The organism is Paractinoplanes toevensis, assembly GCF_018332695.1.
Taxonomy (GTDB): Bacteria; Actinomycetota; Actinomycetes; order Mycobacteriales; family Micromonosporaceae; genus Actinoplanes; species Actinoplanes toevensis.
The window spans coordinates 36,463-48,413 of the sequence record NZ_BOQN01000131.1; the positions used below are offsets into that span (position 1 = coordinate 36,463).

General features: G+C 71.9%; 10 protein-coding genes. 4 read left to right on the forward strand and 6 right to left on the reverse strand.

Annotation, left to right across the window (positions count from 1 at the left end; all coding sequences use genetic code 11):
- Window positions 1-13: 13 nt before the first annotated feature.
- Window positions 14-3,268 carry a pullulanase-type alpha-1,6-glucosidase gene (gene pulA, locus Ato02nite_RS43445; RefSeq protein ID WP_213012570.1) on the forward strand — a complete coding sequence of 1,085 codons (3,255 nt, stop codon included), beginning with the start codon at window positions 14-16 and terminating at the stop codon, window positions 3,266-3,268.
- A 516-nt stretch (window positions 3,269-3,784) separates the two neighbouring features.
- Here the strand turns inward: pulA and Ato02nite_RS43450 are convergent.
- A complete protein-coding gene (locus Ato02nite_RS43450; RefSeq protein WP_213012571.1) occupies window positions 3,785-5,287 on the reverse strand; it encodes an alkaline phosphatase D family protein in 1,503 nt (500 codons plus the stop codon).
- A gap of 121 nt (window positions 5,288-5,408) precedes the next feature.
- Between Ato02nite_RS43450 and Ato02nite_RS43455 the strand changes: the two genes are divergently transcribed.
- Complete coding sequence (locus Ato02nite_RS43455; protein WP_246608080.1) at window positions 5,409-5,918, forward strand: hypothetical protein; 510 nt, start codon at window positions 5,409-5,411, stop codon at window positions 5,916-5,918.
- Between the two features lie 356 nt (window positions 5,919-6,274).
- Window positions 6,275-7,738, forward strand: coding sequence for an aminopeptidase P family protein (locus Ato02nite_RS43460; RefSeq protein WP_213012572.1), 1,464 nt, complete (start codon window positions 6,275-6,277; stop codon window positions 7,736-7,738).
- Here the strand turns inward: Ato02nite_RS43460 and Ato02nite_RS43465 are convergent, their stop codons facing one another.
- The gene (locus Ato02nite_RS43465; protein WP_213012573.1) at window positions 7,739-8,260 is read right to left on the reverse strand and encodes a superoxide dismutase family protein; all 522 of its coding nucleotides are present in this window, start codon (window positions 8,258-8,260) and stop codon (window positions 7,739-7,741) included.
- 73 nt (window positions 8,261-8,333) lie between these two features.
- Between Ato02nite_RS43465 and Ato02nite_RS43470 the strand changes: the two genes are divergently transcribed.
- The gene (locus Ato02nite_RS43470) at window positions 8,334-9,272 is read left to right on the forward strand and encodes a carbohydrate kinase family protein (protein ID WP_213012574.1); all 939 of its coding nucleotides are present in this window, start codon (window positions 8,334-8,336) and stop codon (window positions 9,270-9,272) included.
- On the opposite strand, the gene Ato02nite_RS43475 is transcribed toward Ato02nite_RS43470, so the two are convergent.
- Genes Ato02nite_RS43475 through Ato02nite_RS43490 form a run of 4 tightly spaced genes read right to left on the reverse strand, consistent with a single transcriptional unit; the run spans window position 9,243 to window position 11,726 of the window.
- Entirely contained in the window at window positions 9,243-9,659 is a 417-nt protein-coding gene (locus tag Ato02nite_RS43475; RefSeq protein ID WP_213012575.1) for a thioesterase family protein, read from the reverse strand. The genes Ato02nite_RS43470 and Ato02nite_RS43475 overlap by 30 nt on opposite strands.
- Window positions 9,660-9,663: 4 nt before the next feature.
- On the reverse strand, window positions 9,664-11,004 hold the full coding sequence (locus tag Ato02nite_RS43480) for a PH domain-containing protein (RefSeq protein WP_213012576.1): 1,341 nt from the start codon (window positions 11,002-11,004) through the stop codon (window positions 9,664-9,666).
- On the reverse strand, window positions 11,001-11,507 hold the full coding sequence (locus tag Ato02nite_RS43485) for a PH domain-containing protein (RefSeq protein WP_213012577.1): 507 nt from the start codon (window positions 11,505-11,507) through the stop codon (window positions 11,001-11,003). The genes Ato02nite_RS43480 and Ato02nite_RS43485 overlap by 4 nt, the downstream gene beginning before the upstream one ends.
- A 9-nt stretch (window positions 11,508-11,516) precedes the next feature.
- Window positions 11,517-11,726 (reverse strand): hypothetical protein, encoded by a 210-nt coding sequence (locus Ato02nite_RS43490; RefSeq protein WP_213012578.1) that lies wholly within the window; start codon window positions 11,724-11,726, stop codon window positions 11,517-11,519.
- Between the last annotated feature and the right edge of the window lie 225 nt (window positions 11,727-11,951).

Consider the following 11,951-nt stretch of genomic DNA (forward strand, 5'->3'; position numbering starts at 1 on the left):
CGAGGATGGCCCGGTGACGACGATCGAGATCGCACCCACCGCGCCCACTGCCACCCGCGGCCGCTCGCAGTGGCTGGTCGTGCACTACACCCGCCCCGACGGGGAGTACGGCGCGTGGTGGCTGCACGCGTGGGGCGATCTCGCGCCCGGGCAGGACACGAGTTACCCCGGCGGTGCGCCGTTCGCCGGTGAGGACGCCTACGGCCGGTTCGCCTGGGTGCGGCTGGCCGAGGGTGCCCGCGACGTCGGCTTCGTGCTGGTCGACCACGCCGGCGTCAAGGACGTCGACGAGGACCGCCACATCGACCCCTCGATCACGCCGGAGATCTGGCTGCGACCCGGCGACCCGGGCGTCTACCTCGAGCCGCCGACGCCGATGCCGGCGGCCGAGCACGACGACGTGGTGATCCACTACCGCCGGCCGGGTGGCGACTACGCCGGGTGGGGTCTGCACGCCTGGGAGGGCACCCCGAAGAGACCGGTCTGGGATCAGCCGATCCACCCGGCCACCTACGACGCGTTCGGGGCCGTGTTCCGCGTCCCGGTCCGGCCCGACGCGGCCGGCCTGCGCTTCGTGCTGCACCGCGGCGACACCAAGGACGTCGCCGACGACCAGCGGCTCGATCTCACCATCGCGCGCGAGGTGTGGCTGCTCGCCGGCACCGTCGCACCGGTCCGGCCCGACCTCGGCACGCTCGGCCCCGAGCTCGACCCGGCCCGCCAGTTGGCCGTCTTCCTCGACCGCACCACGATCGCGCTGCCCGAGAGCTTCGCCGAGCGGGCCGGCACGTTCACCCTGGTCGCCTCGGTCAACGGCACGGTCCGGCGGGCCGGTGACGAGCTGATCGGCGAGTTCACCACGCTGCCGCTCACCCCACGGCCCGGCGGGCTGTTCCAGGCGCAGAGCCGGCGCTTCCCGCACCTGCGGGCCTATCGCGCGTTCTCGGTGCGCGAGCTCGGCGACGCCGCCCTGGGCTATCTGCTGCGTGGCCAGGTGCTGGTCGCCGGGCGGGACGCGGAGGGCCGGGTCAGCGCGGTCACCGGCGTACAGCTGCCGGGTGTTCTTGATGATCTTTACGCCGATGCCGCCGACGCCGAACTCGGCACGGTGATGGCCGACGACCGGCCGCAGCTGTCGGTGTGGGCGCCCACCGCGCGCACGGTCGAGCTGGAGTTGTTCCGGGCCCCCGGCGAGGAGCCCAAGGTGTTGCCGATGGACCGGGACGCGGTCACCGGCGTCTGGACGATCGCCGGCAAGCGCAAGTGGCTCGGCCGCTACTACCGCTACCGGGTCGAGGTGTGGCACCCGGCCGCCCAGCGCATCGTCACCACCAGCGTCACCGACCCCTACTCGCTCGGCCTGGCCGCCGACTCCACCCACAGCCTGCTCGTCGACCTGGCCGACCCCGAGCTGGCCCCGCCCGGCTGGGACACCCTGGCCAAGCCGCCGCTGGTCGCGCCCGCCCGGATGCAGATCGCCGAGGTCTCCATCCGCGAGTTCTCGATCTTCGACCACTCGCTGCCGGCCCTCGAGCGCGGCACCTACGCCGCGTTCACCCGCTCCGACGCGGCCTGCATGCGGCACCTGCGCTCGCTCGCCGACGCCGGCCTCACCCACCTGCATCTGCTGCCCGCGTTCGACTTCGCCACCGTGCCCGACCGCCGTGCCGACCAGCAGCTGCCCGCCTGCGACCTGGCGTCGTTCCCGCCCGACTCGGAGGAGCAGCAGCGGGCCGTGATGGCCGTCGCCGAGCGGGACGGCTTCAACTGGGGTTACGACCCGTGGCACTACACCGCACCCGAGGGCAGCTTCAGCACCGACCCGTCCGGCCCGGCCCGCATCATCGAGTTCCGCAAGATGGTGGCCGCGCTCAACGACGCCGGGCTGCGCGTGATCATGGACGTGGTCTACAACCACACCATGGAGGACGGGCTGCACCGGCTCAGCGTCCTCGACCGGGTCGTGCCCGGCTACTACTACCGGCAGCTGTCCGACGGCAGCACGGCCGAATCCACCTGCTGCCCCAACACCGCGACCGAGCACATGATGATGGGTCGGCTCGTGGTCGACTCGATCGTCACCTGGGCCCGGGAGTACAAGATCGACGGCTTCCGCTTCGACCTGATGGGCCACCATCCGCGGGCCAACATCCTCGAGGTGCGGGTCGCCCTCGACCACCTGCCCGAGGGCAAGGACATCTATCTGTACGGCGAGGGCTGGAACTTCGGCGAGGTCGCCTACGACGCCCGGTTCGCCCAGGCCACCCAGGTCAACATGGCCGGCACCGGGATCGGGACGTTCAACGACCGGCTGCGCGACGCGGTCCGCGGCGGCGGCTCCTTCGGCGACCCCACCGAGCAGGGCTTCGCCAGCGGCCTCGGCTCGAACACCCCGCTCTGGCTGCACGACAAGATCAAGGTCGGCCTGGCCGGCGCCCTGTCCACCTACCGTTTCGTCACCCACTCCGGGGCCGAGCAGAGCGGCGCCCAGATCGACTACAACGGCTCACCCAGCGGCTACGCCCTCACGCCGGCCGAGACGATCAACTACGTCGACGCGCACGACAACGAGATCCTCTACGACGCCCTGGCCTTCAAGCTGCCCCGCGACACCGCCCCGATCGACCGCGCCCGCCTGCAGATCCTCGCCCTGTCGATCGTGGTCCTCGGCCAGGGCATCGGCTTCATGGCACTGGGCAGCGAGCGGTTGCGGTCCAAATCGCTCGACCGCAACTCGTTCGACTCGGGCGACTGGTTCAACCAGATCCGCTGGAACCCGAAACAGGGCAACGGTTTCGGCCTGGGCCTCCCGCCGGCCCGCGACAACGAGGACAAGTGGCACTTCGCCCGCCCGCTGCTGGCCGACGAGTCGCTGGTCCCGCCGCCCGAGCTGATCGCGATGACCGCCGAGCGCTACCGCGAGCTGCTCCGCATCCGCCGCTCCTCACCGGTCTTCGGCCTGCCCACCGCCGAGGAGGTGCAACGCCGCCTGACGTTCCCACTGAGCGGCCCCGACGAGACCCCCGGCGTGATCGTGATGTGCCTCGACGGCACCGGCCTGGACCCGCGCTGGCGGCAGCTGGTAACGGTCTTCAACGCCACCGAGCACCCCACCACCCAGCACGTCCCGGCCCTGTCCCGCTTCGACCTGAAACCCCACCCCGACCAGGCAGCCTCCGCCGACCCGGCGCTACGAACCGCCGCAGCCGCCGCCGGCGTCCTGACCGTCCCCGCCCGCTCGGTAGCGGTCTTCGTCGCCGACCTCTAGAGATTTCGCCTGCGCTCCCTTTTCGGTACGCCGTAGAACGAGTTCCGTGGCACTCGGTCTCGCAGCGCGGGACTAACCCTCCGTCCACCCCAGCCGGGCGGGCCCGCCCGGCTCATGCGCGGCCGTTCGGCGCCGCGCGGCGGTGGGCGGGGCAGCACCGCCGTGGTGTTGGCGGCCACGCGATAGCGGTGGCGGGTGGCGGCAGCGGTAGCAGGTGGCGGCAGCGGTAGCAGGTGGCGCGTGATGGTCGGGGGCAGCGCCGCCGCGGTGATGACGGCTGCGCGGTGGCAATGGCAGGCCGTGCGGTCGCGTTGGCGATGGAGGCCACGCGTCGGCGGTCGCCCTGGTTGCCGCTGTGCCGAGCGGTGCGAGGGGATAAGCGGCGGCTACGGCGAGAGGCCGGTGGAATGGGCGCCAGCACGAGAGCCCGTCCCTGCGCCTCTCGCACTGAGTCGTGGATCTTGTGGATCTCCAGCTCGGTGGCTACAGAAAATCAACAAGTTCGCGACGAAACGCCTAGAGCGGGTGGACTCCGGGCCGGCCGTCGAGGATGGCGAAAGAACCGACGGTGCGGACGGCGGCGCCTGGGTGGCTGACCGCGTCGATGCCGCGGAAGTCGGCCCTGAGCTGGGTCGGCGTGATGGTGGTGCGAACGTAGCCGCGGCGGTCCGAGTAGAAGCGCAGGTGGGGGTTCGCCGCCTTGATGGGGATCGTGGTGGCTGGGGAGCCGTCGCCGCGTGAGGTGATCGACGTGCAGACCAGTTCGGTGCCGATCGTCGGGGCGGCGGGGTTGGCGTAGTCCGACTTCAGGTCGTTGGCCCACGCGGTGTGGATGTCGCCGGTCAGGACCACCGGGTTTCGCACCGACCGGTCCTGCCAGCCCTGTTGGAGGCGATCGCGGGATGTTCGGTAGCCGTCCCAGGCGTCCATGTTGGCGGTGCCCCGGGCGGTCAACTGGCGGGCGAAGAACACCTGCTGGCCGATCAGGTCCCAGGTGCCGTGATGCTGTGCCAGGCCGTCGAGGAGCCAACGCTCCTGGGCGGCGCCCAGCAGGCTGCGGTCGGGGCGGTTCGCTTCGGCGCACGTCTTCCAGCCGCCGCCGCAGGCCTGGGCGGCTCGGAACTGGCGGGTGTCCAGCAGGTGGAAGGTGGCCAGCCGGCCCCAGTGGAGCCGGCGATAGAGCCGCATGCCGTTGCCGGTCGGGGCGGCGCTCGGGCGTAGCGGCAGGTGCTCGTAGTAGGCACGGTAGGCGGCGGTCCACCTGGCCCGCCAACCGGTGGCGGACAGGGCCGGGATGTTGTCCAGGCGGGTCCGGCCGGCGAAGTCGTCCTCGACGTCGTGGTCGTCCGGCACGACCAGCCAGGGTGCGCTCGCGTGCGCGGCCTGCAGGTCGGGGTCGGTCTTGTACTGCCCGTACCGGCGCCGGTAGCCGGCCAGGGTGACGATCTCGGGGCCCAGGTGCTTGCGGGTGTGGTCGGGCTTGCCGGCGCCCTCGTAGATGTAGTCGCCCAGGTGCAGGATCAGGTCGGGTCGTTCCTCGGCCATCCGCCGGTACGCCGTGAAGTAGCCGGCCTCGAAGTTCGCGCACGAGGCGAAGAGCATCACCAGGTCGCGGCCGGCGGTGTGCGGTGGGGGTGTGGTGCGGGTCCGGCCCGCGAGGGAGAGGTGTCCCTGGGCGCGGAAGCGGTAGTGGTACTCGGTGTCGGGGGCCAGGCCGCCGGCTACCACGTGGACGGTGTGCGCGTCGCGGTGCCGGGCGGTTGCCGTGCCGGAGGCCACGAGCTTGCCGAACGACGCGGTGGTGGACACCTGCCACTCGACGGCCACATCGGCGGCCGGCATGCCGCCGTGCCCGTCGGCGGCCAGCGGGGAGGGGGCCAGGCGGGTCCAGAGGACCACGCTGTCCGGCGCCGGGTCGCCGGAGGCGATGCCGAGAGAGAAGGGGTACGGCGTGGCGCCGCGCCCGGTGATCGCGCCGAGGCCGCCGAGGACGAAGGTCCGTCGGCTGCATGTGTTCACGCCCGCACCATACCTGGCTAAAGGGATTATTCGGGCGACCAGCCTGGGAGGTTGCGGCGCGGCTGCGCTACATTGCGCCGCACGCGGAACTTTTTCGCGTTGGCGTGCGGTGGAGGCAGTGGTGCGGCTCGGTTTGGCCCTGGGCGGCGGGATCGCCCTGGTGGCGGTGCTCGGTGGGTGCACCTCGCATACGGCGAGCCCGACCTGGAGCAGCGCTTCCGCCTCGGCCCCGGCGGCGGTGGTGGCCGAGTCGGCGCCGCCGTTCACCGAGCCGGTGGCCTACGGCTTCACGATGACCCGCGGCTGCGACGACGCGTCCCCGCTCGGCCGGTACCGGGTGAGCGTCCGGTCCGGGGCGGTGGAGTCGGCGGCCCGGATCGGCGCCACGGTGCAGGCCTCCCCGAGCGCCGACGTGGATCTCGGCCCGGCGGCCGGGCAGGACGGCGAGGAGATCGACGTGCCCACGCTGGCCGAGTTGCGCGCGATGGCGCAGACCGCGGCCGACGACGGCGCCCAGGTGACCACCAGCTACGCGGCGGACGGCCGCCCGGTCAAGGTCATCATCAACGTCGAGGACGACCCGTCGGCCGCCGAGTGCTTCTCCGTCTCGGACTACGCGCCGGCGCCCTGAGCCCGTCCCGCACGCGGAGGGGCGCGCCGCTTCCTCCGGAAGGCCCGCCACCTCAGTGGAGGGCGTCCCCTCTCGGAAGGCGTCGCCTCTCGGGGGTGCCGCTTCAAGGGCGGCGTCGCCTTTCGCGAAGCCCGTCGCCCTGGCGAAGTTCGTCGCCTTGAGCGGAGCGTGCCGCCCTGCGCGAAAGGCGCGCTGCGGCCCGGATGGTCGCCTTCGTCGCGCTGGTGTCTTCGGGTCGGGGTGGTGCGGTTGGGGGGCTGTGGTGCGTACGGCTGGATGGGTTTGATCTTGGGGGGTCTGCGTCCTGTCGGGGGCAGGCGGTAACGTCGTGGGCGGACCGAGGAGCGGGAGGCACGATGGCCGAGAAGAGCGCGGCAGCGCCCAAGACCGAATCGCATGACCCGGATTTTCCGGAGGCGTTTCTGCAGTTCATGCGCAGTGGGTGGCGGGATGAGGAGCTGAGCGTCTCGCCTCGGGCCGAGGCGCCCAACTATGAGAAGCGGCGGGCCGCGCTGTCGTCGGCGTTCCCGGGGGAGACGCTGATCATCCCCAGCGGCAATGAGAAGGTTCGCGCCAATGACACGGATTACCCCTTTCGTCCCGGTAGTGACTTCTTCTACCTGACCGGCGATCGTGATCCGGACAGCGTTCTGGTGTTGCTGCCGACCGGGTCGGGGCATGACGCGGTGCTCTTCACGCATCAGCGCAACTCCAAGGAGACCGACGCGTTCTTCCGCAGCCGCAACGGCGAGCTGTGGATCGGGCGCACCCACACGCTCGCCGAGAAATCGACCGAGCTGGGACTGGGCACCGCGCCGCTCGGGCAGCTCGGGTCGATGCTGGCCGGCACGGCGCCGGGGCGCACCCGGGTGCTGCGCGGGTTCGACGCCAATGTCGACCGGGCCGTGCTGGCCTATGAGCCCGACAAGGACAAACCGCGCGACCGCGAGCTCGCCTGGACGCTGTCCGAGCTGAAGCTGGTCAAGGACGAGTGGGAGATCGCCCAGCTGCAGGCCGCCATCGACGCGACCGTGCGCGGTTTCGAAGATGTCGCCCGGGTCCTGCCGGCCGACCGCAGCGTCTCCGAGCGGCTGCTCGAGGGGGTGTTCGGGCTGCGTGCCCGGCACGACGGCAACGACGTGGGCTACGGCTCGATCGTCGGCGCCGGCGCGCACGCGACGATCCTGCACTGGGTGCGCAACACCGGTGTCACCACGCCGGGCGAGCTGCTGCTCATGGACATGGGCGTCGAGGGCAACAACTTCTACACCGCCGACGTCACCCGCACGGTGCCGGTGAGTGGCACCTTCACGCCGCTGCAGCGTCAGGTCTACGACATCGTGCACGCGTCCCAGCAGGCTGGGATGGACGCGATCCGGCCCGGCGTGCAGTTCAAGGACGTGCACCGGACCTGCATGCGGGTGCTCGCCGAGGGCCTGCACGACCTCGATCTGCTCCCGGTGAGCGTGGACGAGGCGATGGACGAGAAGAGCACGATCTACCGCCGGTGGACCCTGCACGGTTTCGGCCACATGCTCGGCATCGACGTGCACGACTGCTCGAACGCCCGCAACCAGAACTACCGGGACGGCGCCCTGGCCGAGGGCTTCGTGCTCACCGTCGAGCCGGGGCTGTACTTCCAGCCCGAGGACGAGTTGGTGCCGGCCGAGCTGCGCGGCGTGGGCGTCCGGATCGAGGACGACGTCGTGGTGACCGCGGACGGCTGCCGCAACCTGTCGGCCGGGCTGCCCCGGTCGTCGGGCGAGGTCGAGCAGTGGATGGCGTCGCAGCGGGAGGCCGGGCCGCGCCTGCCGGAGTGACTACAGCGTGAGGCAGGCGAGCCGGGCTCCGGCCTTGCCTGCCTCGCCCGGCGCGGTGTGGGTGTGCTCGGCGTGCAGGACCAGGGAGCGCGGCGGTGCGGCCGGGCGGAAATTCCAGCCGTGGGTCGCCGCCGACGTCGCGGTGCCGGTCGCGTCGGCCGTGAAGTCGAGCCAGATCTCGTTGCGCGGGTTGGCGTACACCGGGTTGGTCGACGGGGTGACCGGGTCGGGGTGGTTCTGGTAGTGCGGGCCGGCCTCCTCGGGCACCGCCGTGCACGGGTTGGTGTGCAGGTGGGCGCCGTACGGGTGGCCGGCGAGCAGGCCGGTGACGGCGAGGCGGACCTCCGTGCCGTACCCGGTCTCGGTGATGGTGACCTTGGCGGTCGCGCCCGCCGGAACCACCGCGGTGTCGTAGGTGATCGCGGTCGCGCCCGGGCGGAAGGGCTGGAAGGTCCCGGCCGACGGCGGCACCGGGGACATGATCGTGACGGGAAGAATGAGGGCCAGCGCGTGGGTCAGCATGGTGAAATTCTGCCAAAAGTGGACCTAACGGGCGGGGGTTAGGCTGAGATTCGGCACGGCGAAAGGGATCGGCATGGGGTACGCGGTGGTGCTGGGCGAGGCGCTGGTCGATCTGCTGGAGGCCGACCACGAGGGTGAGCTGATCTACCGGCAGGCCATCGGCGGCGCGCCGCTCAACGTGTCGGTGGGGGCCACCCGGCTCGGCGGCGACGTGCGCTATGTCGGGTCGCTCAGCAACGACGTTCTCGGCGATCGGCTGGCCGCCTTCCTGCGCACGGCCGGGGTGCACATCGGCGGTGTGAAGCGGGTTCAGGCGCCCACGACCCTCGCCGTGACGACGTTCGAGGGTGCCGAGCCGACCTTCACGTTCTACGGCGAGCCGCCGTCCTACACCCTGCTCGAACCGGCCGACCTGGACACTGCCGAGATCGCCGCGGCCGACGTCGTCTACGCCGGCTCGATCTGCCTGCTGCGCGAGCCGTTCGTCTCCGCCGCCCGCGCCGCGTGGGCCGTCCCCGGCCCGCTGCGCGTGTTCGACCCGAACATCCGGCCCACCCTGCTGCCCGACGCGGCCGCCGTCGAGACCACGAAGAACCTCGTCGAGGAGTTCTTCGCGACCGCCGACCTGGTGAAGCTGAGCTCCGCCGACGCGGCCGTGCTCTACGACGGCGCCGAGCCGGCCGCCGCAGCCGAGCACATCCGCAAGCTGGGCGCCAAGGCCGTCGTGGTCACCTGGGGCTCCAAAGGCGCCTTGGTGGCCGCCGAGGACGGCACCGCGATGCTCACAGCGCCGAAGGTGGACGCCGTGGACGCGACCGGGGCCGGCGACTCGGTGATGGGCGCCCTGATCCGCCGGCTGCTGGCCGACGGTTTCCCGGCCGGGCTGGAGGGCTGGCAGCGCAATGTTCGGTTCGCGCTCGCGGTGGCCGGCCTGGTCTGCGAGCGGCAGGGCGGCGCGACCGCGATGCCCACCAACGACGAGCTAATCGCCCGATGGGGAGCCCTGGTCTAGGGCTTTCTCGATGAAGCGCTGCCGGTCGAGGATCACCCGCTCCACCCGCACCTCGGCGACCAGCGTCTCGCCGTCGCGCACCACCACCTCGAAGAGGAGCTTGCGCCCGTCCACTTTGGCGAGCGTGGCCAGGGCGGTGACCGTGCGGCCGACCAGGGTGGGCGCGCTGTGCACGACCTCGGCCCGGGTGCCGACCGTGGTGATGCCGCCGGGCATCTGCCGGGCGGTGGCGGCGACCGTGGCGGCCTCGGCGAGCGCGAGGACCCGGGGCGTGCCCAGCACCGGCACGTCGCCCGAGCCGAGCGACTGGGCCGTGTCGGCGTCGGTGACGGTCAACTCCACCCGGGCGTTGGTACCGGGCGCGAACTCCGGAAGCTCCATGGCCATGAGCTTAGGCGCGGGCGAGCCGGGCCCGGACCGCGAGTTGCTCGGCGAGCGCCCACGCCTCGGCCAGGTCCCGGTCGCGGGCCTGCCCGGCCCGGCCGCCCGCGGTGTCCGCGTACACCGTGGCCAGTCCCAGCCGGCGCTGCAGCGGGCCCTGCACGACCCGCACGCTCTGCAGGCGGGCGTAGGGCACCAGGCTCAGCTCGCGGGTGAGCAACCCCCACCGGGACACGAAGACCTCGGGGGTGAGGCCGGCGCCCAGGTAGCGCAGTGCGAACGGGTGCAGCCAGCGGGCCCGGGCCGGCGGCGGTGAGGTGGCCAGCGTCGCCAGGTCCACGCCGGGCAGCACGTCCCACACCAGGGCCCGGGCGGTGGCGAAATCGCCGACCGGCAGCAGCCGATCGGACCGCTTGTTGTCGCCGCCGGGCTCACCCGCGTACCCGGCGATGTCCAGCCGCAGGTGCAGCCACTTGTGCCCGCGCCACAGCAGCGGCCAGGTGGCCCCGATCGACTGGACCCGGTTGAGCGGCACGACCTGGCTGCGCGTCTCCAGCAGCCCGTAGCGCACCACGAGCCGGCCGCCGGGGTCGCGGGCGAGCCGGAAATCCCAGTCCTGCAGCACCCGCCGGACCGGTTGCAGCAACACACCGGCCATCGCGGTCACCGTGCTGGCGATGCCGATGAACGTCCACTGCGCCTCGAGCACGAACTGCATGACCACGAACGCGATGCCGAGGGGCAGGAAGATCGCCTGCGGGGTGAGCAGCTGGCTGATCACCAGGTCACGGTTCTCCACCCGGAGCAGCGGATGTTCGAGGGTGGGCGCGCCGGTTGCCGCGGCCTGCGCTCCGGCGCCGGCCTGCGCTTCCCCCGCTTGGGTACGCCCGGCGAGCGCGAGAAGCCGTTCCCGCAGAGCGGCCGCGTCCCGGACCGTCAGGTAGGCCAGGGGCGCCTCGGTCTTGCCGCCGCCGACCACCTCGAGGCGCAGCTCGGCGAGGCCGGTGAGCTGGGCGAGCAGCGGGCGGCGGAGTTCGACGGCCTGGAGGCGTTCGAGCGGGATGGCCCGGTTGCGCCGCCAGATGAGACCGTCGGAGATGCGCAGCTCCCGGCCCACCACGTGGTAGCCGGTGGTCAGCCAGCCGACCAGCGAGAAGATCACGACGCCGAGGGCGAGCACCAGGACGACTATCGCGAACCGCTCCAGACCGACCTGGGAGAGGGTTTGCCACGACAGGGCGGCCACCACCACCGCGATGCTCTTCGCGCCGTGCAGGATCGGGCTGAGCGGGTGGAGTCGCCGCCGTGGCTCTGCTTCGGCGGTCACCGGCTCCTGAGGAGTGGTGGTCACAGTCCCTCGGCCCGGTCCTCGCCGAGGGCGGTGAGCCGGTCGCGCAGCCGGGACGCCTCGGCCGGCGGCAGACCGGGCACCTTGGCGTCGCTGGCCGCGGACGCGGTGTGCAGCTGGACGGTGGCCAGGCCGAACGCGCGTTCGAGCGGGCCGGCCGTGACGTCCACGAACTGCATGCGGGCGTACGGGACGATGGACAGCCGCCGGATCAGCAGGCCGTGCCGGACGAGCAAGTCCTGGTCGCGCTCGGCATAGCCCCAGGCGCGGACGGCCCGGACGGTGACGATGGACCGCCAGATCGCGTAGCCGACGACCGCCGCCATGCCGGCGCCCCACGTCCAGTGCGGGGCGAAGAACCAGCCGACGCCGAGGCCGGTGAGCAGCACGACGACCCAGATGGCGCGGGCGATCAACTCCACTGTGATCAGCTTGGGGGACACCGGACGCCACTGGACGGTGTCGGGCCATGGGGTGAGTGCGTCGGGCGCAAGCGGCTCGGTCACACCTGAAGCCTAGGAGATCGCACCGAAGGCCGTCACTTCGCGCAGGAATCCGCGGAGGTCGAGGAAGGTGCTGAGGGAATCACGGTGGTCATCACAGGCGAGCCAGACCTTGCGGTAATCCGGCGTGTGCAACTTCGGATTGTTCCAGCGCAAAGCCCACACCGCCCCAGCTCGGCACCCCTTGGCGGAGCACTGAGGGGCGAGATCGTCGTCGGCCACGCTGAAAGCGTAGGCCCTTCGCAACGTGAGGCGTCCGGGGCTCGGCCTCGGAGCAGAAATGCGAAAGGCCTCCGGTCCGCGGTTTTGCGGACAAGAGACCTCTAGGCTTTTGCGCCGCCGGGCGACCACGGGGGAAGTCGCCCGGCGACGGATCGAATGTTACACGGTTCCGGGAGAAGCGCATCCTCCCGGCTCCGGTGCCCGTTCCGGCTAATCGCGAGAAAG